The organism is Collinsella sp. AF33-16 (assembly GCF_003475325.1).
GTDB lineage: Bacteria > Actinomycetota > Coriobacteriia > Coriobacteriales > Coriobacteriaceae > Collinsella.
The window spans coordinates 168,191-193,887 of sequence record NZ_QRQC01000001.1; the positions used below are offsets into that span (position 1 = coordinate 168,191).

Below are 25,697 nucleotides of genomic sequence, written 5' to 3' on the forward strand. Positions count from 1 at the left end.
TTTTCGTCCCGCATGTTTTGTGAAACACGGCTAACTTTTAGGCAAAGTAGTAAGACATGGGCAACTTTTGCGGTAAAGTAAATCAAGCAAAAGTATCCAAAGGCTAACTAGAAGCCATCGCGAAAGGCGGCCCATGGCCCTGCGTGAATCCGGAGAAGACTATCTCGAATCGATCTACGTTCTATCGGAACGTCAGGGCATCGTGCGCTCGATCGACGTTGCCGAATACTTGGGCGTAACCAAAGCAAGCGTCTCTAAAGCCATGGCGGCCTTGGAGAGCACCGGCTACGTGGAGATGGGCAAACGCGACGTGCATCTGACGGAACGCGGTCTTGAGGTTGCCCGTCAAATGTGGGAGCGCCACTGCTTTTTTGTAGGTCTGCTAGAGGACGCAGGCGTAACGCCCGAGGTCGCGTCGTAAGAGGGCTGCCACATGGAGCACTGCCTGAGCGAGGAGAGCTTCGAGAAGCTAAGATCGATGCTGAGACGGGACAGCGACCGGGACCAGTAGACCCGCCAACCAAGTCCAACTCAGACAAGGAACCCCGCCAACAAGCGATGCCCAAGAACCACCAGCAACGTCACCGCAGGCCGGGACCGGGCTTGGTTTTGAAAACATTCCGCAGACCAGAAGCGCCCCCGTTCGTAGCTCCGAAGGAGCAGAACGGAGGCGCTTCATTGGTCGAGGACGTTTTCAAAACCAAGCCCGGTCCCGGCCGGAGGGACCACAGGCGCTACAGGTTCTTGACACCCATCGCGCGCATGGCGTTCAGGATGGCGATGATCGCCACGCCTACGTCGCCAAAGACGGCAAGCCACATATTGGCGATACCCAGCGCTGCCAGCACAAGGATCAGCAGCTTAATGCCCAGCGCAAAGATTATGTTCTGCCAAACAATCGACATGGTCTTGCGCGCCACGCGGATCGCGCGGGAAATGTTGGACGGCTTGTCATCCATGAGCACCACGTCGGCGGCCTCAATCGCAGCGTCGGATCCCATGGCGCCCATGGCAATGCCCACATCGGCACGGGTGAGCACGGGCGCATCATTGATGCCGTCGCCCACAAAAGCGAGCTTGCCCTTGCCGCTTTCGGCCGCGAGCAGCGCTTCAACACGCTCGACCTTGTCGCCCGGCAGCAGCTGCGCGTGGAACTCGTCGAGCCCCAACTGTTCGGCAACGGACGTAGCTACTTCCTCGCGGTCGCCCGTGAGCATAACGGTGCGCTTGACGCCGGCGGCGTGCAGGTCGCGGATCGTCTGCTCGGCATCGGCCTTGACGGTGTCTGCAATCACGATGTGGCCGGCATACGCACCGTCCGCGAGCACGTGGAGGATGGTACCGACGACCTCACAGTCCGGCGCTTCAACGCCGGCTGCGGCGAGCATCTTGGCGTTGCCGACAACGACGTGCTTGCCATCGATGGTCGCTGTCACGCCATGGCCCGCGTCGTTGGCGGAGTCGCTCACGCGCTTGGGGTCGACCTCGCCCAGGTAGGCGGCGCGTACCGACTGCGCGATGGGGTGGTCGGAGAATGACTCGGCGAGGGCTGCGACTTCAAGCAACGATTGCTCGGTATAGCCAGCCTCGGGGTGCACCACGACCACCGAGAATGTGCCATTGGTGAGCGTGCCGGTTTTGTCGAAGACGACGGTGTCCACGTCGGCGAGCGCCTCGAGGTAGTTAGAACCCTTGATGAGAACGCCCAGCTTGGACGCGCCGCCAATGCCGCCAAAGAAGCTCAGCGGCACGCTGATCACGAGCGCGCACGGGCAACTGACGACCAGGAAGGTCAGGCCGCGCAGGATCCAATCGGACCAAGCGCCAGTCACCAGGCCGCCGCCAAGCGCGAGCACCGCGGCAGCGCCGGTGACGGCGGGGGTGTAGACGCGGGCAAAGCGCGTGATGAAGTTTTCGGTGCGCGCCTTCTTTTCGCTGGCATTCTCTACGAGCTCCAGGACGCGCGCGACGGTGGACTCGCCAAACGGCTTGGTGGTACGCACGCGGATGAGGCCCGTCATGTTGATGCAGCCGCTGATGATATCGTCGCCGGACTTGGCGGGGCGGGGGACCGACTCGCCCGTGAGCGCGGCGGTGTCGAGCTGGGTTTCGCCCTCGACGATGATGCCGTCGATAGGCACGCGCTCGCCGGGCTTGACGACGATCACGGTGCCGACGGCGATGTCATCGGGAAAGACCTGCTCGAGCGTGCCGTCGGTCTGCTCGACGTTAGCGTAGTCGGGCGCGATGTCCATCATGGCACTGATCGACTTGCGGCTCTTGCCCACGGCGTATGCCTGGAACAGCTCGCCGACCTGGTAGAACAGCATGACGGCGGCGCCTTCGGCCATGTGCGGGTCGGTGTCGGGGAAAAGCACCATGGCAAATGCGCCGATGGTCGCGACTGCCATAAGGAAACTCTCGTCGAAGGCCTTGCCGCGGCGAATGTTATTGAATGCCTTTTGCAGTACGTCGTAGCCAGCAATCAAAAACGGCACGAGGAACAGCACAAAGCTGGCGTAGATGTTGCCGGGCTCCCCAAATGCGATAGCGAGGGCGCCGAGCTCGTCGAGGGCATAAACAACGGCAAAAATGCCCAGTGCTACCAGGATGCGGTTGCGCTTATGCTCAAGGGACTCTTTCTTCTTGCGCTTCTTCTTTTTCTTTTTGGGATCGGCGGCTGTCATGATTCAAACCTCTCATTTGAGTTTATGAACACTCGCTCATATAATTTCGCGAGCAAAGGCCGCGGCAAGCGCGGCCTCGCAGGTCAACGTATGCGCGGGTTAGAGAATGATCTCGCAGTCCGGCTCGGCGTCGGCGGTGAACTCAACGACGCGGTCCAGGACCTCGTCGAACTTGGCGTCGTCGGCCTCGAGCGTCAGCTTCTGGGTCATAAAGTTGACCGAAACGGACTTGACGCCCTCGAGCTTGGCAAGTTCGTCCTGAAGCTCGCGCGCGCAGTTGGCGCAATCGATCTCGTCGAGCTTGAACTGCTTTTTCATGGTGGGTTCCTTTCCCTGTGTTAGCGGTCTGGGTGCCGGCCGCGCTGATACCGTGGGTGATTGCTATTCGCAGATATGGCTCATGCCCTGGTTAAGCATGGTGTAGACGTGATCGTCGGCGAGCGAGTAGAGAATGTTGCGGCCGTCGCGGCGGAACTTGACCAGGTGCGACTGCTTAAGCGTGCGCAGCTGGTGCGATACTGCCGACTGCGAGGTTGCGGTCGCTTCGGCGATGTCAGCCACGCAGAGCTCGCGGCCCATGAGGGCATAGAGGATCTTGATGCGTGTGGTGTCGCTGAAGACCTTGAACAGGTCGGCAAGGTCGTAGAGAAGCTCCTCGTCGGGAAGGTCCTCGGGCGAGCAGGTGGTGGGGATCACGGGCTCGGTGGCCTCGATGTCGGGTTTCGTTTCGTCGCCGCGGATACTCATTGCAATATCCTTTCATATGAACATGCGCTCATATAACTTATTTCCAATTATATGAGCGCATGTTCATATGTCAATGACGTTCAGGTAATTCGTCGCACAAAATGATGGGGAATAGTGGACGAGATTCCGGACTGAGCTGTTTTGATAGCCGATGCCGGGGTGGGTGCCCCCGCGCCGTGCAAAAATTGGAGTATTCTGCAACTATAGGGGGTCCGTTAATCTATTCTAGGCCAAATAAAGCCGCTCAAGAGTTATCCAAGGGCGGTCAACAGACAAGGTCTTCCTCAAATGTTGCCTAACGTTCCCGTTCGATAGCGTTTTTGTTTCTCATTTGGATTAACTTGTGGGTGCTGGAGGGCCGACCCTGCTGAATACTCGCAATTTTGCACATCGCTAGGGTACCCACCTTGTTAGCCGGTCTAGCTTCCGGCCCCGAAGATTCTGCCCTCGGGCGCAAGGCTGCTTATTTGGGCAAATGATGGGCTGTCGGATTCGACAGTCTGCATGTCATCGATTGCCGGAACTTCATTTATTGTCGGGTCATCCAGCGTGATACCTTCGAGTGTTGCTTTTTCGAGGTCGATTCGTTGACGATCTTCGGAATCCTGGCGAAGCTGCTTCTGAATTCGCTTTTTCTCTTCTATAAACCTTCTGAGCACAAACTGTCTCAGGTCCTCTTGCATGATTTGAAAGTCTTTTGGCAGACGCGAGGGGCGTATGCCCTCTTTCCGTTGGATCGCCTCCATGACCCTAACGAAAGCGCTGGCATGCATAAAGGAATAACGACTGACGGTGATGATTCCGTATCCCATGGACGCAAGCGCATTCTTGCGCTCCTCATCGATGGCGCGGTCTTCTTCCGCGTCATGATAAAACCCGTTGTATTCAATGTCTGTGCGAGATTTCTTTAGATACGCATCCATAAAGAACTTTTTGCGTCTCGTGAGATTCTTTGCGGCAGCGGTGACCTGCACCTCGTAATCGGTCTCAATTCCCTTAATACCAAGCCCTCCTTCGCTTTTAGGCAGCGTTAGCATCATGACAAAGGCCGTTTCCATAGGAGACCGGCATCCGTCGCGCACACATTGGATTGCCTTTCGGGCAAGGGCCAGACCGTCGCATCTGGTAATGGAATTAAAGAACTGTTTTAACCTTTCGGTCGAGGTGAGCGCGAAACGCTCGTTATACGAGGTGGAAGAGCCGGTTCCAAGGGAGTAAGCGCCGCACAATTCAAAGTAGTACTCCACCAGTTCGCGAAAAGGGAGATAGGTGGCGGCCTGAAGTGCGCAAAGCTCAACGCCAACAATGAAGATGCCATCTTTGAGCTCTATAAAGCGTGAGTTCGAGAATCGTTTTGACGAAACGTGGCATTGACAGTTCATTGCATAGCGCGCATTCCTGCGATCAAACACCATTACCTCGAGGCAATCATTTGCGTCGAGGGAAACATCGTGTTTGGTGAGCCATTCTGCGGCTGCGTCAAGGAGCGTTCCGGTGGGACATGATCCGTAAATCGCGGCAGGGTTACAGGGCTCGGTGTCTTTCGCAGACGCCGAATGCGCGGCCTGGTAGACCGCTTTTGCAGTGGTATGTGACAATACGATACTCATGGTATATATCGTGTCAGCTAATGCCGTGTTGATGGCGCTGAGTGGGAAAGTCGTTTTAGGGGCCTAACCAAATGCTGTCCAAAAGCTTGACGCAATTATGGGTTGGCATGCCTAAAATCAATGTTATCGCAGCTTAGCTATAGCATATAAAAACTCAATTGCTGCACATTTGATATCGATGCATCACCATCCGACAACGAATTACGTGTCGGGAATTGGCCGAAATCGTTCAAAATGAGGGTTCAGAATTTGTGATGGCAGATCTATCTGTGGAACGTAGGGCGGCCCCGCTGCGGTGTTTCCCGCTGCGAGGCCGCTCGTGAGCAAGCAGTGTTTGTCGCAGGCGTTGCTATTTCGCGAATAGGTTCTTGAGGTTGAACTCGGCCTGTACCGTGCGGAGCATGAGGTCGGTGTCGTCCAGACCCAGATGCTGCTCGTTGGCGTCGGGCGCGAGGGTGCCGCGACGGCGTGCCCAGTTCTCGAGCGCGGCGGGGGCGGACTCGCGGGGGAGCGAGCGCACGTCGGCGTCCAGGCTGCGGCAGATCTGGCGCGAGTCGATGACGATGATCTTGCCGGCGCGGCGTGCCTCGGCGTAGCCGTCCAGGTGGATCTTGAACCAGCTGTCCTCAAAGGCGGCGTTGTGTGCCATGTACGGGTACTTCTTCATAAGCTTGAGCAGCTGCTTTTGCAGCTCTTTGTTCTCGCGGAACGGCTTTTTGCCGTCGATGTCGTCCCAGGTGATGTGGTGGATATTCGACAACGGCACATCCTCGCCGCGGTAGATGTCGGGCAGGCCGCAGTAGTGTGCCTCGGCGTCATGCGGGACGGCGTCGCTGGTGAGCTCCATGATCTCCCAGCCCACGTTGATGATATAGCCGCGCTCGGGTGCACGGCCGGTGGTCTCGATGTCGATACCGAGCACGGTGCCCTGGATGGGCTTGCGGGCGTAGGCCACGCCGAGCGCGTCGCGGTCGCCGCGGATTTCGCGCATAACGGACGCGGCGGTGCGCTTTTGCATCTTGCCGATGGCGGCGCAGGTGTCGGCATCGGACAGGCCGCGCGAGAGCGTCGCGGGCGTCACGTTGCGCAGACGCGCCTCGCCAATCTGGTCGCACAGGTCGCGGTTGCGGTCGGCCAGGTCGCGCACGGTGACAAAGTCGAAGCCGGGGTCGCCCTCGGCGGTAAAGTACTCGGTCTCGAGCACCTTGAGGGCCTCCTCGCCCTTCTGGCGCTCGGACTCCATGGCGCCGTGGTCGCCGTAGATAAACATGGGGATAAACGGCTGGCGCTCGTATTCGAGTGCTTGCGATACGTTCATATGCTACTCCTTGGACGGGCCGCGTTGTGCGGCTCGAGGTTACTGAGTTATGGCGAGATGATAGTTTACCATAGGCAACTATTGGCACCGCGCCCGGGACAACTACAATACCCTAGTTGACCGCTAGGACTTTTACAATGCTGCCGAAAGACACGAAAGGTTCCATCCGTCATGGATTTACTGATTGATATTCTGCTCGACGCCGGCAAGGACACGCTGTCACTGCTGCCGTTTTTGTTGGTGACGTATCTTGCTCTCGAGACACTTGAGCACGTTGCGGGCGACCGCGTCAACGGCGCTATCAAGCGCGCCGGCGCTGCGGGTCCCGTGGTTGGCTCGCTGCTGGGCATGGTGCCGCAGTGCGGATTTTCGGCCATGGCAGCAACGCTGTACGCCGGCCGTGTCGTGACCTTGGGCACGTTGGTGGCGGTGTTCCTTTCGACCTCCGATGAGATGCTGCCGCTGTTGCTTGCCGAGCAGGTTCCCGTGCAGACTATGGCGATGCTTTTGGCTTCGAAAGCGCTGATCGCACTGGTCACGGGTTTTATCGTGGACGCTGCCATTCGCGGCCTGCGCCGTAACGCCCGCGCGCACGCGGCGATTCGCCGTACCGTGCTGGGAACCGCGGCCAACCCGGCCCACGTGAACTGCGCGCACGACGACCACAGCGGCGGTGACATCATCGACGAGGTGGCCGAGGCAGGCGTGAGCGCCGACCACATCCACGAGCTGTGCGAGCGCGACCATTGCGGTTGTGATGAAGACGAGGACGAGCACGAACACGGACATGGCCACGATCACGGTCATGAGGGCGAACATGAACACCATGATGGTCACGGTCACTCTCACTCCCACGAAGGGACGCCTGTCCTGTCGATCATCCGCAGTGCGATCTCGCACACCGTGCAGGTCTCGGTATTCATTTTTCTGGTGACGCTGATTCTGGTCGCCGTGCTCGAGACGTTCGGCGAGTCCGCGATCGAGCAGTTCCTGCGCGGCAACGAGACACTCGCTGTCCTGGGTTCGGCGCTTGTCGGGCTGATTCCCAATTGCTCGGCGAGCGTGGTCATTACACAGCTGTATCTGGAAGGCGCGCTGCAACTGGCGCCGATGCTCGCCGGCACGCTCATTTCCGCCGGCGTGGGTTATCTGGTGCTGTTCCGCACCAACCGCAGCGCCCGCGAAAATGCCGTGTTCCTGATCATGATGTACGTCATCGGCGCTGGCTGGGGCCTCATCCTCTCCGCCGTTGGCCTCTAAGTAGGCCTAAAAAATGGGCTTCAAATAGCCATGCTCAGCGCCTGCGCAATGCGGCGACGCATGGCATTTTGAAGCCCGTTTTTTGTTGAGCCATGAATTCCGAGCGCTCACACCGCTCAAAACAAAAAGGTAGATTTTAGGCATGTCTCAAAAATCTACCTTGGTTAGTGCAGCAACTCGGTGAGGTTGCGTTTAAAGCGGGCGCGGTCTTCGCTGGTAAATGCTGCCGGACCGCGAGTGCGTCCGCCGGCGCGGCGTACCTTCTTTTCCTCGTGGCGAATAAACAGCTGCATATCGATAGTCGCCTTGTCGTACACGCGCCCGCGCACACCGATGGCGGCGGCATCGCGCCCGAGCACCATGCTCGCCAAGCCAATGTCCTGCGTCACGACCACGTCGCCCGCCTGCAGGCGTTCGACAATGGCAAAGTCGGCGCTGTCGGCGCCCACGCTCACGTCGAGCGTCGTGACCCAAAAGCCGCGACGCGCGTGCTCGGCATCGCGCGGGTCGTCGCGGCGAATGTGCCGTTCCAGGTTTTGCGTGCTGTTGCCGGCGATAACAACGGCGACGCCCGCCCGCCGCGCGCAGTCAATCGACTCGCGTGTGACCGGGCAGGCATCGGCATCAATAAAAAGCGTCTTTGGCATCTAGCGCACCAGTTTGCCAAATTGAATAGCGCGAACAATCAGCGTTACGCCAAACACCAGCAGCGCGGCGCCGCTAAAGATGACGAGCATCTTGGCCGACCACAGCGGATAGATAAACACGAACATGCCGGCGATGATGGAAAGTGCGCCGCTCAGGATAGCGAGGGCGCGGTTGGACGAAAGCTCGGACTCCAGAATGGACATGACACCTTCGACAATCCAGCCAAAGCCGGCCACGATAACCACCATCGTGGTGAGCGTCGCGGTCGAGAAGGCCTGGTTGCGCAGGATTATGACGCCGCCCAGGATAATGAGTAGGTTGGAGATGATGCTCGTGACGCGCCAGCCGGTGGGCAGCAGCGGCTCAAAAATGGCAGTGAACAGCCTGATGGCAGCGGTGATTACAAAGTAAAAACCCAGGACGGTCGTCAAAAAGACGAGGGACTTGGCGGGTGCAAAAAGCAGCGCGATGCCAGCAATGAGCGCCACGACGCCCGTGATGGCGTAGATCCAGCGCACGGCCTTGACGGCTTTGCCCGCCATACTTTTCTCGTCAAATCCAAACTGGCTCGATTTTTGGTCATCGTTCCTAAAGATACCCATAACGTCTCCTTTCCGTGCGGCGTAAGCCTTGATCGTTACAACCAGTATCGCTTAAAGGCGCTGGCGTATGGGTCGGGGAGGGCGAAACGTAACCCCAAGGTCCCGAATTGTTTCCGTTGTTCCCCACGTCGCGGTTTTCTATTCAACAGGTGTAGAACATTGCAGCCCTGTTCGTTATTGCCTACGTTTTAGGTTAGATTTTCCTAAGGACAATTGGCTTGTATTGGGGGTCCCTATGAACGAAGCAGTTCCCGAGGCACCGTCGAGTGTCGAATCGATGGCAAAGCAAGGTTGCGAAAAGCTCGGTCTGGAAGCGTTTGATGCGCTGGTCCGTCGTGCCCGTACGTGCCGTCGCTTTGACGAGTCTATGCGCGTGCCGCGCGAGTTTTTGCTCGAGCTGGCGGAACTGGCGCACCTGGCTCCCTGCGGCGCCAATGCTCAGCGTCTGCGCTTTCACGTGGTGAGCGGTGCAGAGGACTGCGCGCGTGTATTTGACGAGCTTGCATGGGCCGGTGCGCTCAAGGATTGGCCGGGTCCCGATGAGGGCGAGCGCCCGACCGGCTACATCGCGATTCTTGCTGAGCGCGCCGTTCCGGGCAAGCCCGCCGCTCCCATTACCGATGTCGACACGGGCATTACCGCGCAGACGATGATGCTCGCCGCCCGCAGCGCCACGCCCGAGGTGGCAGCCTGCATGTTCAAGGCCTTTACGCCCCACGCGATCGATGCCACGGGGCTCAATAACGACAAGTATGAGCTCAAGCTGATCATGGCGTTTGGCATTCCGGCCGAGACACAGGTGATCGATGCGATCGATTCCAACCCCGACGGCTCCATCAATTATTGGCGCGACGAAGCGCGGGTGCACCACGTACCCAAGCGTCCGCTTGCCGACGTGCTGCTGTAGTTGTGCGTCGTTGCGGTGCAATCCGGCGGCAAAATCACCACAAAGGCTCCTGTCCCCTTTGTGGTGGTACGAGGGGAGGGTGTGTGGCAGATCTGTATTTGGTGCGGCATGGGCAGACTGAGCTCAATGTGCAGAGCATTTTGCAGGGCTGGCACGATTCGCCGCTTACGGCGCGCGGGCGCGAGCAGGCGCTGACGGCGCGTACGGCGTTTGCGGCGCGTGGCGTGGCCTTTGATCGTGTGTATTCCTCGCCGTTGGGCCGGGCGCGGCATACGGCCGAGCTTATCGTTGGCGAGGGCCGTTCCATTGAGCTGGTCGATGACCTGCGTGAGTGGCATTTTGGCTCGCTGGAGGGCACATCAAATCGCGAGATGCCGCCGCAGCCCTGGGGCGATTATCCGGTGGCCTTTGGCGGCGAGTCGGAAGTGCAGCTTCAGTCGCGCATGGTCGCGGCGCTGTCCCGCATCATGGCCAGGCCGCAGCACGACTGCGTGCTGGCGGTTTCCCACGGCTCAGCCTGCCAGGAGTTTCTTGAGTATGTGACTGGCGGGGGAGAGCTGCCCGACAACGGTGCCGTGCTTCATTTTGGCTATTGCGATGGGGCGTTTTCGCTCTTGGGTTGGTAACGAACGAAAGGACCCCTATGAATAAAGATCTGTATATGGTCCGTCATGGACAGACGATATTCAACCTTAAGCGTATCATTCAGGGGTGGAGTGACTCGCCGCTCACACAGCTGGGCTGCGATCAGGCGGCGCGTGCCGGCATGTTCTTGCGTGCGCGCGGCATTGAGCCCGACCACGCCTACACCTCTACGCTGCACCGCACCGAACAGACCATCGCCAACCTGTGGTCGGGCATGACGTACGAGCGCCTGGACGGTCTGCGCGAGTGGTTCTTTGGCGACTTTGAGGCCGAGCGCGTGATGCTTATGCCCGAGCGCCCGTGGCGCGATTTCTATCGCCAGTTTGGCGGTGAGGGCCAGATGCAGGTGCGCGAGCGCATGGTGACGACGCTGACCGATCTTATGCGACGCCCGGACCATTCGTGCGTGCTCGCGGTGAGCCACGGGTCGGCCATCAAGGAGTTTTTGGATCACGTGAAGGGCACGGAGGCCGACGAGCGCGAGCGCGTGCCGGGCAACTGCTCGGTGCTGCATTTCGTGTTTGACGATACGACCGATACGTTTGAACTGGTTGAGATCTTTACGCAGGAAGACTACGCGCGCGAGCTGGGGCTTGAGCCGCTCGTGGCTGCCGCGGGTCCGCAGCGCGGGTAGTTTGGGCGTGGCGGTGCGGGTCGCCGACTTACTTCTCGACGCAAAAGGGGCGGAGATGCATGTACCTGCTGCATCTCCGCCCCCTGTTTGTTGAGCTGCCGATTTTTGTGCTGGGCGGTCTGGTCTTGCTAGAACCGCGCGACCTGGTGCGTGAGCAGACCTGTCGGAACTTGCGGCGCGGCGCCGCTGACCTGCGCGGCGGGGAAGAGCACGGCAACGGTAAAGTTGAACGGCTCCTTGCCGGTGTACGTTCCGGCGGCACGGGCCTCATCGGCCAGCAGCTGCGACGCCCCGGTCAGAGCGGCGGCGTAGGCGGGGTCGTCGGTCAGTGCCGGCTCCGGTGCTTGGTCGAGCATAGCGCGGATGGCCCCGACGGCGTCCTCGCGCTTGACCTCCCACGCGCGGTGCGTAATGCCCGCGGGGTCGGTGACGGCGTAGAGCGACGCGCCCTCTTTGGCGGCGCCCAGGATGATATCCATGACGGGCGAGGCCTCGTAGGCGAGCGACACGGGGCGCGGCTGCACCTTGAGCTCGGCGATCGCGCGCGCGGCGGCGGCCACGTCGGCGCTGGCATCGCCCTTGCCGTCCGCAAGTACACTCGTCGGGCAGATCGCCACGACACCCGTCACGCGTCCCGGCTCGCCCGAGCATTCGTACACGTAATACGCCGCACCCGGGTCCTTGAGCATCAGGCCATCGGCAAGGGCTCCGCGCAGAGCATCGTTGCCGCTCAGGATGCTGCCCATTGCAGGCAGCGCCTCGAGTACGCGGTCCTGAGCCGGGCGGATGCAGGGAAACGGAAGTGCTTTCATGGGCGGTCCTAACGCACGAGTCGGTTTGTTCGCGGCTTATTATGCCCCAACTTGGCTATCCGCGCCCCAGAGTGTATTGTCGGCGAGCGCGATCAGCACCTGTTGGCAGCGAACGATGTCGGCGTGGGGCACATATTCGTTGGGCTTGTGCGCGAGCGCGAGCGACCCGGGGCCATAGCTCATGCAGTTGCGGTTTCCCGTCTTGCCGGCAATGACGGCAGTGTCGGTGTAGCCGGTAAAGAAGCCGACGGTCGTGTCCGTGCCCGTCACATCGTCTGCTGTGCACTTGAGCGCAGCTAGAAGGGGAGAGGCCGGATCGCGCTCGATGGCGGGGCGGTCGCCTGTCACGGTATAGCTTCCATGGCAGCCTGGGACCGCGGCTTCGGCGGCGACAATGGCCTGCTCTACCATGCGCGTCGCGGCGGCCGTATCGGTCGGCGGGGTCAGGCGCATATCGACCCAGACCTTAGCGTGGTCGGGCACGACATAGGGACGGTAGCCACCCTCGATCTGTCCAAACGTGATGGTCGATGGCCCCAGCTCCTCATGTAAAGGCAGCGTCGCAAACGTGCGACGAAGCGAGCACACGACCTCGGCTATGGCGGCGACGGCGTCGGCGCCCTTCCAAGGCTGGCTTGCATGAGCCGTGACGCCGGCCATCTCGATCTCGAACCACGTGCGACCCTTGTGCGCCACCTGGATCTGCCCGTCGGTGGGCTCGGTGTCCAGCACCCATTCGCGCGAGCCGACCCAGCCAGCATCGATCGCGGCCTCTGAGCCTCGCATGAAGTCTTCCTCGTCGACCGAGCAGATGAGCGAAAAGCCGCGGCGTGGCAGCGCGCCATCCGCCGCCACGCGCTCGAGCGTATGGACCAGTGCGGCAATGGCGCAGGCCAGGCCACCCTTCATATCGCAGGCACCGCGGCCATAGAGCTTATCGTCCCGCACGATCGCTCCGAGCGGCGGAATGTCCGCGTCCCAGCCATCGCCCAGCGTAACGGTATCCATATGGCAGATATAGACCAGCCGCGGCTCGTCGCTCAAACCGGGTACGGTGAACATAAGGTTACGGCGTCCGGGCAGCACCTCGAGTTCCTCAACCTGCACGGCATGGAGCACCGGATGGCTCAGCTGCGCCAACCGTTCCTCAACCAACGCTTTGATATAGCGTTCAATCTCGCCCTCATACGCACCTGGGTCGGAACTGTCGATCCGCACGAGTCCTTGCGTAAGCCGCCAAGCAAAATCTGTATCAACCATAGGCACCTCACAGATAGTTAGGTCAACATACAGATTGTATGCCAAGAAGCGGCTCGGTGCATTTAATGGAGTGCTCACAAAAACGGGGGCGCCTCTCGTGCGAAAGGCGCCCCCGCGGGCATCCAATGTCAGTGACGGGCAGGCCACATGGGGAACTGCCCGTCAGATCAGCCGGTGCTATTTGATTACGCGCACGCGATACATCGACGGAATCTGCTTAAGCGCCTCAATCGTGCTGCTGTTCAGGTGCTCGTCGGTGTCGAACATGGTGTAGGCGTTCTCGCCGGCGGATTCGTTGGTCATACGCTGCACGTTGGCGTTGTCCTTAGCAAGGATTGCCGTGATCTGGCCAATCATGTTGGGCACGTTGGCGTGCAGGCAGGCGATGCGGCTTGCGGCGCGCGCCTTGCCCATGCTGCAGGCGGGGTAGTTGACGCTGTGCGCGATGTTGCCGTTCTCCAGGTAATCCTTGAGCTCGCTAATGGCCATATCGGCGCAGTTGGCCTCGGCCTCGCCAGTGCCGGCGCCCGAGTGCGTGGTGATAAACGTGTTGGGCATCTTGACGGTCTTGGGCGTGGCAAAGTCGCAGCTAAACCAGCTCAGCTTGCCCTCGCGCAGGGCGGCGTCGACGGCGTCCTCGTCAATGATGGTTTCGCGTGCGTAGTTGATGAGCACGGCGTCGGGTGCCAGCAGGTTGATCTGCTCGGTGCTGATCATGCCGATGGTGTCGGCCTTGCTGGGCACGTGCACGGTGAGGTAGTCGCAGCCGCGGCAGAGATCTTCGAGCGTGCCCACGCGCTGCACCTCGCGGCTCAGCACCCACGCATGCTCGACGGAAATGAACGGATCGTAGCCGTAGACGTCCATGCCCAGGTCGACGCAGGCGTTGGCGACCTTGGAGCCCACGTTGCCCAGGCCGATGACGCCGATGCGCTTGCCTTTGAGCTCGCGGCCCACAAAGGCCTTCTTGGCCTTCTCGGCATCGACCTGAATCTCGGGGTCGTCGGCGTTGTCGCGCACCCAGTTCATCGACTGCACCACGCCGCGGCTCGAAAGCACCAGCATACCCAGGACGAGCTCCTTGACGGCGTTGCTGTTGGCGCCGGGGGAGTTAAAGACGACGACGCCCTTCTTGGCGTACTCCTCGACGGGGATGTTGTTGACGCCGGCGCCGCAGCGGGCGATGGCGCGGATGCCCTCGGGCAGCTCGTAGCCGTGCAGGTCGGTCGAGCGCATCAGGATGGCGTCGGCCTCCTCGGCGGTGCTCACAAACTCGTAGCCCTCGCCAAACTCGACTTTGCCGTCCTTGGTGATGTCGTCGATGGTCTTAATCTTACGCATGTAAAAACTCCTTAGCAGGTTTGGTTTAAACAGGTGGTTTGAAGTGGCTGGTCGGCCCGCGCGTTGCGGGCTAGTTAGATCGCGGACTCAAACTATGCTGCGCTTCGAAGTCCTTCATGTACGTGGCCAGCGCCTGCACGTCCTCCATGGTGACGGCGTTGTACACGCTGGCACGCATTCCGCCCACCAGGCGATGGCCCTTGACGTTTTGAATCTGGTGCTCGGCCGCGCCTGCGACAAAGGCGGCGTCGAGGTCGGCGTCGCCGGTGCGGAAGGTGACGTTGGCGATGGAGCGGCTGTCGGCCTGCGCGGTGCCATGGAACAGCTCGCTGTGCTCGAGCAGGCCATAGAGCAGGTTGGCCTTGCCCCAGTTGCGCTCGGCCATGGCGGCAAGTCCGCCGGTTTGCTCCACCCAACGGAACACCTTGCCGCATACGTAGATGCCAAAGGTGTTGGGCGTGTTGAGCATGGAGCCCTTGGCGGCCTGGGTCTTAAGGTCCAGGTACTGCGGCGTCTGCGCAAAGGCGGGGCCTTCGGCGATGAGGTCGTCGCGCACGATGACCACGGTCACGCCTGCGGCACCGGCGTTTTTCTGCGCACCGGCGTAGATGAGCCCGTAGCGCTCGACGTCGAGCGGCTGCGACAGAAAGCAGCTCGAGACATCGGCGACCAGCGGCACATCGCCGCAATCGGGCAGCTCGTGGAACATGGTGCCAAAGATGGTGTTGTTCTGGCAGATGTAGACGTAGTCGAGCCCGTCGCCCGCGGCCTCGGCGGCAATGCGCGCGTTGATGTCGGCCATGTTGGGAATGCGGTCGAAGTTGGTGTCCTCGGAGCTCGCGAGCAGCACGGCCTCACCATACTTGGTGGCCTCTTGGTGCGCCTTGTTGGCAAAGTTGCCGGTCACGACGTAGCCGGCGCGGCCACGGCGCATGAGGTTCATCGGGATGCCTGCAAACTGCAGCGTGGCGCCGCCCTGCAAAAACAGGACACGGTAATTGTCGGGGATGCTCAGCAGGCGGCGCAGGGTTGCCTCGGCGTCGTCGATAATCTGCTGGTACATGCTGGATCGATGGCTCATCTCGAGCACGGACATGCCACAACCGCGGTAGTCCATCATCTCGTCGGCGATCTCGGCGAGCACGCTTGTAGGCAGCGCGGCCGGGCCAGCTGAGAAGTTGTGCACACGTGCCATCTTCTAGGTCCCCCTCATAGTCGTTTGAACGTTCGGGATACTTTAGCACAGTGGAGCGCCAGGCGCGACCGCATCTCGGTAAAACTCGACTGCGCCGCTATGATTTACAGGATGGTTACATGGGGGAGGGATTATCTCGAGGCTCGTATCCGATCCGCCTCGGCCTTTGCTTGTTTCCAGGGGCGTACGCGACCGTTGGTGAGGTCGTCGTAGCCACGAGCGATGGCACGTTGAATGTGATCTTCGCGTTCCTGAATGGTAGTTAGTGCGCGCGTCTGATCAGAAATAGACTTTACGACAGACATATGAAGCTCCTTACATAGAAGCATGTGTATAACTCTATGTTGAATATAGCGGAGGATGGCGTTGGGCGTGTGCGTGCCTGCATTCGTAAGCGCGGTTGTCTGGCAAGTGTGATTTGGGGCGACCTCGTCAAAGCTTCTGAGCTGCGAAAATGACCGTTAACCGGATTTAATTTTGTTGCTCAACATTTGACACTCTGGGCGTGGTAACTTTTTTACCAACAGGTATGATTATTGTCATGTGCGCCGCACCTGCCTGCCGGGTTGCGGCGCACTTGTGACAGCCTTTGACACCCTTGGAGCGTGTACTGTGGATATAACCACAAAAAGCGTTCGGGGGGGTGCTCACCCGCGAGCAATTCCTCCCGCATGAGATGCGCATCGTCGCTGCCCTTCGTATGCAGGGCGCAAGCGACGAGCAGGTCATTGTACGCGTAAAGAGCGAGAACCTCTTTCAATATCCCACGGAGCGCATGGTCGCCAACCGCGCAACCGTGTGCCTTCGACGCCTCGACGCCATGGTGCCCACGGACGCCGCATGCGCCGTGCGTGGCATCGACTCCAATATCGCCGTCGAGGCTGTGTCATCCCTAACCAGGCTCATGGCATCCGGCACTCCCACGCAGGCGGACCAGGCCATCTTCTACAGCATGATCTGCCGCTACGATATCGTGCGCGAGCTCGTGCTCGTCGAGGTAGGGGAGCGCCTACAAAACTTCGATTATGCCTTTACGGCGGTTGACCTCAATGCCTTTATGACACGCTTTACCACGGAGTATCCGGACGCGGCCCGCTGGACTGAGGCCACGGTCAAGCGCATTAAGGGCTCGCTCCGCCAGACGCTCCGCCATGCCGGCCTTATCGGCGAGGGCCAGGGCCCGGAGTCCGAGCGTCTGTCACCACTCTTCCTCGATTCCGATTTCGAGCGAGCCTTGGTTCTGCTGGGCGAGCAGTCGCTTATCGCGGCCCTTACCGGCAGGGTGGTGATGTAGCGTGGCTCCCGTCAACAGCGCCGCCGAACCTGCTATCACCCCGGCGACCGATTTCACCACCAATATCGGCATCCATTCCCGTAAGAGCGTCGTGGCGGCGCATGTCCGCTCTCAGCACGCCTGTCAGGAATTTGAGCGCCGCGCGCAGCTTCTGCGCGAATGCCTGTGCAGCGAGGACTTTTTGGCTAACAAGGGCATAGGCAATGAGATCGGCTTCCACACCTTTTGCTATGACCCCGCGCTGGAGTTTGAGGCGCGTGCATTATTTGACACCCTTTCACGCGATGCCGAGGCCGACAAGCTTCCGTGCACGCTCAAGGTCGTGAACCTCTACGACGCCGTGCTGGCAATTCTCGAAAAGCGCCGTGTCCTCAAGGCTATCCCGCACCAAGAGGAGCGCCGCGGTACCCAGCGCGTGCTCGAGGACGTGGCCAAGTTCGCCTCGCCCGAGAAAGTCGCCGCGTACATCCTTGAGCAGACCAAGCCGTACGCGCCTGGAGACGTCGTTCTCCTCACCGGCGCGGGCGAGGTCTTCCCATTCTTTCGCATGCACACGCTTCTCCATTGCATGCTTGCGGATTTTGATGAGGTGCCTGTGGTCGCCGCCTATCCGGGCAGTTTCAACGGCTCTTCTTTCCAGCTCTTTAACCGTCTGCCGGCCGACAACTACTACCGCGCCATCGATATCTCGTAAGCACGGCTCCCCGCAGGCAAGTCCCTGCCGCCGGTAACAACCCTTTGCCATAACGTTCCCAAACCCAAAGGAGCACCCATGGACAACACGATCATTCGCGACCTCTTTGCAAAAGACATCAACCGCTCCATCAACGGCGTGGTCAAGGTCCAGGATTCAAAAGATGGGTCCATCCGCCAGGAGCTTGACGAGTACGTGGTGACGCGCGAGTTGCAGAGGCACTTTGCCACGTTCTTCAAGGCCTACGGCGATGCCATCGATGCACGCACCGACAAGATCGGCGTGTGGATCAGTGGTTTCTTCGGTTCCGGTAAATCGCACTTCCTCAAGATGCTGAGCTACCTGCTCGAGAATCGCCAGATCGGCGGCAAGAGCGCCATCCGCTACTTTGACGGCAAAATCGTCGACCCCATGGTCGCGGCTGCCATGGAGCGCGCCTGCTCGGTGCCCACGCAGGCCATCCTCTTTAACATCGATAGCAAGGCGGGCCAGTGGAAGCAGGGCGATACGGCTCCCACGGCGCTGCTTCGCGGCTTTGAGCGCATGTTCTACGAGGCGCGCGGCTTCTACGGCGAGGACCTCAAGCTTGCAAAGCTCGAGGACTACATCGATTCCCTGGGCAAGACCCAGGAGTTCCGCGAGGCCTTTGAGCGCGTCAACGGCGAGTCCTGGCTCCAGGCCCGCGACACCTACAGCTACTTTGAGGACGACGTCGTCGAGGTGCTGCAGAGCGTGCTCGGCATGAGCGAAAAGGCCGCATGGAACTGGCTCGAGGGTTCTGAGGACGAGGTTTTGGCCCCCGATGTCTTTGCCAAAAAGGTCAAGGATTACGTGGACGCTCAGGCAGCGGCCCACGGTGGCAACTTCCGTTTGCTCTTTATGGTCGACGAGGTGGGTCAGTTTATTACAAACGACCAGGACCCAAGCCTTATGCTGAGCCTTCAGACCATCGTCGAGGAGCTGGGTGCCGCCTGCGGTGGCCGCGTGTGGGTGATGGTCACGAGCCAGGAGGCCATCGACAACCTGAGCCTGCCCGTGGGCAACGACTTTTCAAAGATCCAGGGCCGTTTCAATACCCGCCTTTCGCTCTCCAGCTCCAGCGTGGACGAGGTCATCCAACGCCGTGTGCTCGAGAAGACCGCGCCGGCGGCCGATACGCTTGCACAGGTCTACGAGCAAGACGCCGCCGTCCTCAAAAACAACTTTACCTTTGAGGGGGGCTCGCGCTCCGACCTTGCCGGCTTCGCCAACTCCAAGGATTTTGTGGCCAGCTACCCGTTTGTGGGCTACCAGTTTAAGCTTCTGCCCGACGTGATGACCGAGGTACGCAAGCATGGTGTTAAGGCCAAGCACATGTCCACGGGCGAGCGCTCCATGCTGAGCGCGTTTCAGGAGAGCGCTCAGGCCATCCAGCATGACCAGACTGGTGCACTCGTGCCGTTCTGGCGCTTCTTCGACACAATCTCCAAGGATTTGGAGCACGGCATCATTCAGGTCGTCGTCTGTGCGGAGCGCGCGGCTGAAAACGCAGAGGGTCTTGAGAGCTACGATGTCCGGGTGCTTAAGCTCCTGTACTTGATCCGCTACATCGGCTACGTCAAGGCCACGGTCGAGAACATCTCCATCCTTATGATCGATAGCCTGGACGTGGACAAGCGCGCCCTTAAGGACCGCGTCAAGGAGTCCCTCGCCCGCTTGGAGCGCGAGAACAAAGTGGCGCGACAGGGCGATACCTACAGCTTCCTCACCGACGAGGAGCAGGAAATTGCACAGGAGATTGCGCGGACCCCGATCGACAACGCGAAGGTGATCGAGTACATCAAAAAGCGCCTGTTCGACAGCATTTACAATGCGTACAAGTTCCATCGCGATCCTAATGACTTCCCCTTTGACCGCTACGTGGATGGCTCGATTCATGGATCCAGCAAGGGTGGTATGGAACTCTCCGTGGTGACCATGGCCGGCGACTTGGCACGTGCGGACGATGCCGAGCTAGCATTGAAATCCGTGGATAAGGCCATCGTGGCCTTGGGCGACGAGGTGGATTATTGGGCCCCACTCGTCAACGCCGCTAAGATTCGCATGTACGCCCAGACGCGCAATCTGCAGGAGCTACCGCCGAGTACCCGCCAGATTGTCGAGGCAAAAATGCGCGAGGCAGCCTATAACGAAAAAGAGGCCGATGCCCTTTTGAGCGAGGCCGTGCTCCATGCACGTTGCGCGGTCAACGGCCGTATGGTCGAAGTTCGCGCCACCAAACCCGCCCAGGTTTTTGAGCAGGTGCTCGCGCAACTGTGTGACGTTGTTTTTGAAAAGGCTGGCTACATCGGCGCGCCGGTTGAGGACGATTCCGATATTCGCTCCACGCTGGCGGGTAACGTCCAGGCGGGGCTCGATGGCATGGATGCGGGCAACACGCGTGCGCTCAGGGAGGTCGAGGACTACCTCAACGTGCAGCATCAGCGCCATCTGGATACCGCTATGGGCGATATCCAACGCCAGTACCAGCAAAGGCCCTTTGGCTGGCGTGAGGTCGACATCGCCAATGTGGTGGCGCAGCTCGTGGTGGAGCAGCGCGCGCAGGTGTTGTTTGGCGGCCAGACGGTCCAGGCCAACGACAACCGTATGGTGGCACTCCTGCGCAAGGATGCCGATAAGGCCCAGGTGCGCTTGCGCGTGCGTATGAGCGACCGGTTGCTGCGTGCCACGGGCGAGCTCATGCGCGACCTGTTTGATCTCAAGACCGTGCCCTCCAACGAGGATAAGCTCGTGGCCGAGCTCAAAGAGCGCCTTGAGGGCTTGCGCGAGGCGTGCCTCGCCATAGCACGCGACTACTACACGGGCATCAAGCCGGCCTACCCGTATCCCGGTGAGGACGAGTGCGAGAAGATGCGCTCGGAGGTGGCCGACGTCCTTAAGGACCAGAACGAGGCCGAGGCGTTCTTGACCACGTTCACCAAGCATGAGGAGCGCTTGCTCGATGCCAAGGAAGACTTTGACAAGGTGGTTGAGTTCTTCGAGTCCAATCAACGAACAGCGTTTGACCACGCCAGGGATTTCTTGAACCGCACCGAGGGTATCGAGTATGCCTCCGATGACATTCCCAGCGCGGTGGAGAACGTGGCAAAGGTGCGCGAGATCCTCAAAGATCCCAAGCCCTACGGCCGTATTAAAGACCTGCAGCCGCTTATGGATCCCGTCGAGGATGACATGAAAAAGCTGCTGGGCATCCGCCGCAATGAGTTTTTGTGTCGCATCGAGAGCGATCTGCAAGACCTGCGGGCGCAGGCCGAGAGTCAAAAGGGCTTTGTCAATCAGGCCAAGGATCCCATAGCAGACGCCGGCACCAAATACGAGTCGTTCAAAAACCGTGCCCACAGCGCTCAAAGTCTCAACGAACTGAGCGTTGTTGCAACTAACTGGGGCAACTGGATCAGCGCAGCAACCAACGAGATGTACGACGCCGTGGATGAGGCCCGCATGCGTATGGACAACGAGCGCCGCACCACCGAGGTCACGAGTACGGGTGAAGTGGTCAAGAAGGTCTCCAACAAGGGCGCCGCATCGTCTGCTCCCGTGCCCGCGCCCAAGCCCCAGCGCAAGATCAAGACCGTGCGCCGCGCCGATCTGGCCAAGCCGAGTCGTCTCTTGTCCGCAGAAGACGTGGAGCGCTACGTGGACGACCTGCGCTCCCGCCTTATGCAGGCGCTCGCTGCAAACGACGAGATCCGTATCAACTAACCCGCGGAGCCACCGGTGCCAAAGCGCGCACCGGTGGCTTATGGCGTTTAGAAAGGCTCATCAACCATGAACGATTCTGCTCTTAAGAGCTTCTGCACCTGGGCCCGTACGGAGCTCATCAAAGGCGTGGAGGCGCAGATGGTGCGCTACGGCATCACCGAACCTGCACCCGCGCCCGTTGGGTCCGAGACCGTCAACGGCCTGCCCCTAAGTCCGGCTGAGATTGAGCAACGCGACGAGCTGCTGCGCATGCAGGCAGAGGTGGGTCACGAGGCGCTGCGCGACCGTGCGGCCTACACCTGGTTCAACCGCCTCGTGGCCATTCGCTTTATGGATGCACGCGGATGGCTCCCCGGCCGTATGCGCATGCTAAGTCGTGCGGACGGCAGCCATGGCAGCGAGGCCGTGGAGAACGCACTGGATGTGGAGATAGCGACGGCCGATACCGATCGCATAGCCGAGCTCAAGATGGCGGGCTTGGATGAACCGCTGTGGCGTTACCTGTTTGTTGCTCAGTGCGAGGAGCTTGCCGATTGCCTGCCGGGCGTCTTTGAACGCGTGGGCGGAGCCATGGAGCTGCTGTTGCCCCAGGGCCTCATGATGGCCGACGGCGTGGTCGGCAAGCTCAACGCCGTCCTCGCTGACGAGGACTGGCGCGAGGGCGTGACCGTTCTGGGCTGGATGTATCAATACTACAACGCTGACGTTAAAGACGAGTTCTTCAAGTCCAAGCGCAAAGCAGCGGCGGAGGACATCGCGCCTGCCACGCAGCTTTTCACCCCCGAGTGGATCGTGCGCTACATGGTCGAGAACTCGCTCGGCCGTCTGTGGATGCTCAACAACCCAGGGAGTACGCTACGCGAGCACATGAAATACTACATCGAGCCCGATGCTGAGCACGAGGACTTTATCCGCATCTCGAGCCCCGAGGAGATTTCGCTCTGCGACCCAGCGTGCGGCTCGGGCCATATCCTGGTTTATGCGTTTGAGCTGCTCTTTGCCATGTACGAGGAGCGCGGCTATCGTGAGCGCGAGATTCCCGAGCTCATTCTTACTAAAAACCTCGCTGGCATGGAGATCGATCCCCGTGCAGCGCAGATCGCGGAGCTGGCGCTTGCCATGTGCGCCCGCGAGCACAACCGTCGCTTCTTTAGGCGCGGCGTCCGTGCCGACGTTACCGTGCTCACGAGCATCCCGCTGGGGGAGGACGAGCTCCCGGGCAACAAGAAGCTCGCCGAGGAACTGAGCCATTTGGGCGAGATCGGCTCGCTGTTCAATCCTTCAGAGGACGAGATTGACGAGCTTAAGGCCACCGCCGCGAGCTGTTCCGACGATCTTTTTGCCACTGCGACCAAAACTAAGCTCGAAAGCGCTGCCGCCATCTGCGAGAAGCTGTCCCGTCGTTTTACCTGCGTCGTGGCGAATCCTCCGTATATGGGCAGCAGCAGCTTTAACCCCTTCACGAGCAAGTGGATCAAGAAGAACTACCCCGACGTGAAGGGCGACCTCTTCTCCAGCTTTGTCGTTCGCATGTTCAGTCTCGCCAAGGACCACGGCGAGTGCGGAGTCATGTCGCCTTTCGTCTGGATGTTCATCGGAAGCTATGAGAAGCTCCGCAACGAGATTATCGACAACAGAACGCTAACCTCTCTCATCCAGCTTGAGTACTCGGGCTTCGCTGGCGCGACCGTGCCCATCTGTACCTACACGTTCCACAATTCGTTCGTCAAGGGCTACAAGGGCGGCTATGTGCGCCTTTCGGACTTCGTTGGTGCTGCTGTCCAGGCCCCGAAGGCCCTCGAGGCGATCCGAAACCCCGGCTGCGGCTGGTTCTACCGCCGCGACGCCGAGACCTTCAAGCAGATCCCCGGCACCCCCATAGCCTACTGGCTTGGAGAAGGGGCAAATAACTCCTTCGGGGCTGGGCAGCCTTTGGCAAAAATTGCGAAAACGCGCAAAGGAATGTTTACGGGTAATAACGACTTGTTTCTTCGGCAGTGGTACGAGGTTTCTTGTTCATTGATTGACATTGATTATAAGTTTTACTCCAAAGGCGGCCCCTATCGTCGTTGGTATGGTAATCGCGATTATGTTGTGCGTTGGAAGGACGATGGCAAGGAGATTAAAGCGTTTCCAGGCTCGGGTAATATCAACGAATCCGATTACTTCAAATCATGTCTGTGCTGGTCGCTAATTACCTCGGGTGACATTAGTTTTAGGGCTTTAAATACAGATGAGTTCGTCATGGGCGATGCCGGCCCAGCCTGTTATCCCAATCCGGAGATGTATTTCTACCTCCTCGGCCTTTTAAATTCATCTTCGATTCAGCTACTTTCCAAAGCGATAAATCCGACATTGAACTGGAGTGCTGGAGTCGTTGGCTCTTTTCCAGTTTTATTGCCGCGCGAATCGCTTGACGGCATCAAGTCTCTTGTTGCCGAGCAGGTCGTTGAATCTGAGGTGGATTGGGACTCGTTTGAAACCTCCTGGGATTTCAAGCGGAATCCTTTGGTGTAGGTGATTAGGATGGCAGGAAAAAAGAGCTACAACGAGAATTATCGTCATGAATGCCAGAATGAAGTCATTGGGCTTCCAGAAGCCGATATGAGCTGCCTATTTGACGGATTCTTTTCAGCGGAGGAGCTATCGGCTATTTTCGATTTTTACCTCGTGCATACGCCAGTCAAGAAAAGCAAAGAGGCGAAAAGTGACTCCGAGCGTTGGCTGGGCGAGTATGGATGGGCTGGTGCAAGCTCCTTGAGCAAACTCGAGGGAGAACTGCTCAAGTCCTCCGGTATTTCCTCCTTTTGCATTTTAAAAAGCGGTTCAATAAGTCAGACGGCAGAGGCAATGCGACTGAATGAGGAGATATGCCCATCCTGCCCGCGAGCCCTTTTCCGCATTAGTTGCAAACCAAAGCTTCGAGAGGACGGTTCTCTAGACGCCTCTCCTTCAGAAACGAGACTTGGATGCGTTTTTCGCCACATGCGAAATTGCATTGCGCACGGGCAAGTATATGGGCTGGATAACAGAATGCTGTACTTACGTGACAAAGACGAGGACGGTGCCATAAGCGCTGCCGTGGTTATCGGTCAGCAAACATTATTAGATTGGATAAAAGTGGTCGATAAAGATGGCGTTTTTTATCCAGCCGTTTGCAAGGGTTAGCGAACTAGCTTTCTATTTGGGAAGCGGTGGACAGCGAGTTCCAAATAGAAAGCGCGCTCAGTGAAGAGGGGTGTGCATAGCCCAATGTGGACCGACTTGCCATCTAAGTTAACTGATGAATTAATATAGATTGGAATTGTTTGCCATGGCAGTGTTTCTCGCCGATAAATACGAGACCCGCAAGGCCGAGGTCAATGCTCGCTTTGAGCAGCTTCGCGCTAACGAGGAAGAGCTCAACCGAATCTTTGCCAAGATCTACAACATGGAGGGGGAGGTGCCCATCGAGGTCGAGGATAAGTACGTCTCGGTGGCGCGCATCTTCGACACCGCCGACGAGATTCCCGAGAGCTATAAGGGCAACAAATACGTGCGCACTAAGCGCGACGAGATCACCTCGCTCATAAGCTATGCCGTGGGCTGCATGTTTGGCCGCTATTCGCTGGACGTGGACGGTCTGGTCTTGGCCGATCAGGGTGCCACGGTCAACGACTATCTGGCCAAGATGCCCGACCCGGCGCATGTGGCCTTTATGCCCGATAGCGACAACGTGCTGCCGATTACCGACGACGAGTACTTTGATGACGACATCGTGCGTTACTTTATCGACTTTGTGCGCACTGTGTATGGCGAGGAGACGCTCGAGCAGAACCTGGCCTTTAGTGCCGAGGCGCTCGGCGGCAAGGGCACCTCGCGCGAGGTAATCCGTTCCTACTTTTTGAAGGACTTCTTTAAGGACCACTGCCAGACCTATAAGAAGCGTCCCATCTACTGGCTGTTCGACAGCGGCAAGAAGAATGGCTTCAAGTGCCTTGTTTACATGCATCGCTACCAGCCCGACCTGTTGGCTCGCATCCGCACCGACTATGTGCATGAGCAGCAGGAGCGCTATCGCTCCCAGATCGGCTATGCCAACGACGCCCTTGCCAGTGCCGAGCGCGGCGAGCGCGTGTGTTTGGATAAGCGCGTCAAAAAGCTCAATGACCAGCTCAAAGAGACCATTGCCTACGAGGAGAAACTACACCACTTGGCAGACCAGATGATTAAGATCGACCTGGATGACGGCGTCAAGATCAATTACGCCAAGTTTCAGGATGTGCTGGCGAAGATTAAATAACTGCAGATACGGTAAGGATA

The 25,697-nt window shown here is 59.3% G+C and carries 22 protein-coding genes; 11 read left to right on the top strand and 11 right to left on the bottom strand.

Annotated features, from left to right (window positions below; genetic code table 11):
- Nucleotides 1–133: 133 nt before the first annotated feature.
- Nucleotides 134–421 carry a metal-dependent transcriptional regulator gene (locus tag DWZ52_RS00655; protein WP_233547224.1) on the top strand — a complete coding sequence of 96 codons (288 nt, stop codon included), beginning with the start codon at nt 134–136 and terminating at the stop codon, nt 419–421.
- Nucleotides 422–734: 313 nt separating this feature from the next.
- Here the strand turns inward: DWZ52_RS00655 and DWZ52_RS00660 are convergent, their stop codons facing one another.
- The 5 genes from DWZ52_RS00660 to DWZ52_RS00680 all read right to left on the bottom strand — a co-directional run bounded on the left by DWZ52_RS00660 (nt 735) and on the right by DWZ52_RS00680 (nt 6,362).
- Complete coding sequence (locus DWZ52_RS00660; protein ID WP_199579040.1) at nt 735–2,687, bottom strand: heavy metal translocating P-type ATPase; 1,953 nt, start codon at nt 2,685–2,687, stop codon at nt 735–737.
- A 99-nt stretch (nt 2,688–2,786) separates the two neighbouring features.
- Nucleotides 2,787–3,005, bottom strand: a complete 219-nt coding sequence (locus DWZ52_RS00665; protein ID WP_089572082.1) for a cation transporter — start codon at nt 3,003–3,005, stop codon at nt 2,787–2,789.
- A 63-nt stretch (nt 3,006–3,068) separates the two neighbouring features.
- Nucleotides 3,069–3,434 (bottom strand): helix-turn-helix transcriptional regulator, encoded by a 366-nt coding sequence (locus DWZ52_RS00670; RefSeq protein WP_118384644.1) that lies wholly within the window; start codon nt 3,432–3,434, stop codon nt 3,069–3,071.
- A gap of 419 nt (nt 3,435–3,853) precedes the next feature.
- On the bottom strand, nt 3,854–5,044 hold the full coding sequence (locus tag DWZ52_RS00675; protein ID WP_147352129.1) for a hypothetical protein: 1,191 nt from the start codon (nt 5,042–5,044) through the stop codon (nt 3,854–3,856).
- Nucleotides 5,045–5,393: 349 nt separating this feature from the next.
- Entirely contained in the window at nt 5,394–6,362 is a 969-nt protein-coding gene (locus DWZ52_RS00680; protein ID WP_118384646.1) for a 3'-5' exonuclease, read from the bottom strand.
- A gap of 171 nt (nt 6,363–6,533) precedes the next feature.
- Between DWZ52_RS00680 and DWZ52_RS00685 the strand changes: the two genes are divergently transcribed.
- Nucleotides 6,534–7,622, top strand: a complete 1,089-nt coding sequence (locus DWZ52_RS00685; protein WP_118377125.1) for a putative manganese transporter — start codon at nt 6,534–6,536, stop codon at nt 7,620–7,622.
- A gap of 164 nt (nt 7,623–7,786) precedes the next feature.
- Here DWZ52_RS00685 and DWZ52_RS00690 read toward each other — a convergent pair whose 3' ends face one another.
- Nucleotides 7,787–8,269: a DUF188 domain-containing protein gene (locus DWZ52_RS00690; RefSeq protein WP_117563982.1), complete on the bottom strand. Its 483-nt coding sequence runs from the start codon at nt 8,267–8,269 to the stop codon at nt 7,787–7,789.
- The gene (locus tag DWZ52_RS00695; RefSeq protein WP_118384647.1) at nt 8,270–8,872 is read right to left on the bottom strand and encodes an HdeD family acid-resistance protein; all 603 of its coding nucleotides are present in this window, start codon (nt 8,870–8,872) and stop codon (nt 8,270–8,272) included. It abuts the gene before it with no gap.
- 235 nt (nt 8,873–9,107) lie between these two features.
- Between DWZ52_RS00695 and DWZ52_RS00700 the strand changes: the two genes are divergently transcribed.
- The 3 genes from DWZ52_RS00700 to DWZ52_RS00710 all read left to right on the top strand — a co-directional run bounded on the left by DWZ52_RS00700 (nt 9,108) and on the right by DWZ52_RS00710 (nt 11,058).
- Nucleotides 9,108–9,779 carry a nitroreductase family protein gene (locus DWZ52_RS00700; protein ID WP_158572383.1) on the top strand — a complete coding sequence of 224 codons (672 nt, stop codon included), beginning with the start codon at nt 9,108–9,110 and terminating at the stop codon, nt 9,777–9,779.
- 83 nt (nt 9,780–9,862) lie between these two features.
- Nucleotides 9,863–10,405, top strand: a complete 543-nt coding sequence (locus DWZ52_RS00705; protein WP_118384649.1) for a histidine phosphatase family protein — start codon at nt 9,863–9,865, stop codon at nt 10,403–10,405.
- Between the two features lie 17 nt (nt 10,406–10,422).
- Nucleotides 10,423–11,058, top strand: a complete 636-nt coding sequence (locus DWZ52_RS00710) for a histidine phosphatase family protein (protein WP_118384650.1) — start codon at nt 10,423–10,425, stop codon at nt 11,056–11,058.
- Between the two features lie 128 nt (nt 11,059–11,186).
- On the opposite strand, the gene DWZ52_RS00715 is transcribed toward DWZ52_RS00710, so the two are convergent.
- The 4 genes from DWZ52_RS00715 to serC form a co-directional block, all read right to left on the bottom strand.
- Entirely contained in the window at nt 11,187–11,870 is a 684-nt protein-coding gene (locus DWZ52_RS00715; protein ID WP_089572066.1) for a DUF1015 family protein, read from the bottom strand.
- Nucleotides 11,871–11,909: 39 nt separating this feature from the next.
- Nucleotides 11,910–13,130 carry a M20 family metallopeptidase gene (locus DWZ52_RS00720; RefSeq protein ID WP_118384651.1) on the bottom strand — a complete coding sequence of 407 codons (1,221 nt, stop codon included), beginning with the start codon at nt 13,128–13,130 and terminating at the stop codon, nt 11,910–11,912.
- Between the two features lie 177 nt (nt 13,131–13,307).
- Nucleotides 13,308–14,471 (bottom strand): phosphoglycerate dehydrogenase, encoded by a 1,164-nt coding sequence (locus DWZ52_RS00725; RefSeq protein WP_117639695.1) that lies wholly within the window; start codon nt 14,469–14,471, stop codon nt 13,308–13,310.
- A gap of 70 nt (nt 14,472–14,541) precedes the next feature.
- Entirely contained in the window at nt 14,542–15,666 is a 1,125-nt protein-coding gene (serC, locus tag DWZ52_RS00730; protein ID WP_117639693.1) for a 3-phosphoserine/phosphohydroxythreonine transaminase, read from the bottom strand.
- Between the two features lie 643 nt (nt 15,667–16,309).
- On the opposite strand from serC, the gene DWZ52_RS00735 reads away from it, so the two are divergent.
- From DWZ52_RS00735 to DWZ52_RS00760, 6 genes are all read left to right on the top strand, one after another.
- Nucleotides 16,310–16,960, top strand: coding sequence for a BrxA family protein (locus tag DWZ52_RS00735; RefSeq protein ID WP_117639691.1), 651 nt, complete (start codon nt 16,310–16,312; stop codon nt 16,958–16,960).
- A 1-nt stretch (nt 16,961) separates the two neighbouring features.
- A complete protein-coding gene (locus DWZ52_RS00740) occupies nt 16,962–17,654 on the top strand; it encodes a DUF1788 domain-containing protein (RefSeq protein WP_117639689.1) in 693 nt (230 codons plus the stop codon).
- Between the two features lie 78 nt (nt 17,655–17,732).
- Complete coding sequence (gene brxC, locus DWZ52_RS00745; protein WP_118384652.1) at nt 17,733–21,395, top strand: BREX system P-loop protein BrxC; 3,663 nt, start codon at nt 17,733–17,735, stop codon at nt 21,393–21,395.
- Between the two features lie 66 nt (nt 21,396–21,461).
- A complete protein-coding gene (pglX, locus tag DWZ52_RS00750) occupies nt 21,462–23,912 on the top strand; it encodes a BREX-1 system adenine-specific DNA-methyltransferase PglX (protein ID WP_118384653.1) in 2,451 nt (816 codons plus the stop codon).
- Nucleotides 23,913–23,921: 9 nt separating this feature from the next.
- Nucleotides 23,922–24,563, top strand: coding sequence for a hypothetical protein (locus DWZ52_RS00755; RefSeq protein ID WP_117639683.1), 642 nt, complete (start codon nt 23,922–23,924; stop codon nt 24,561–24,563).
- 145 nt (nt 24,564–24,708) lie between these two features.
- Nucleotides 24,709–25,677: a hypothetical protein gene (locus tag DWZ52_RS00760; protein ID WP_118384684.1), complete on the top strand. Its 969-nt coding sequence runs from the start codon at nt 24,709–24,711 to the stop codon at nt 25,675–25,677.
- Nucleotides 25,678–25,697 lie beyond the last annotated feature (20 nt).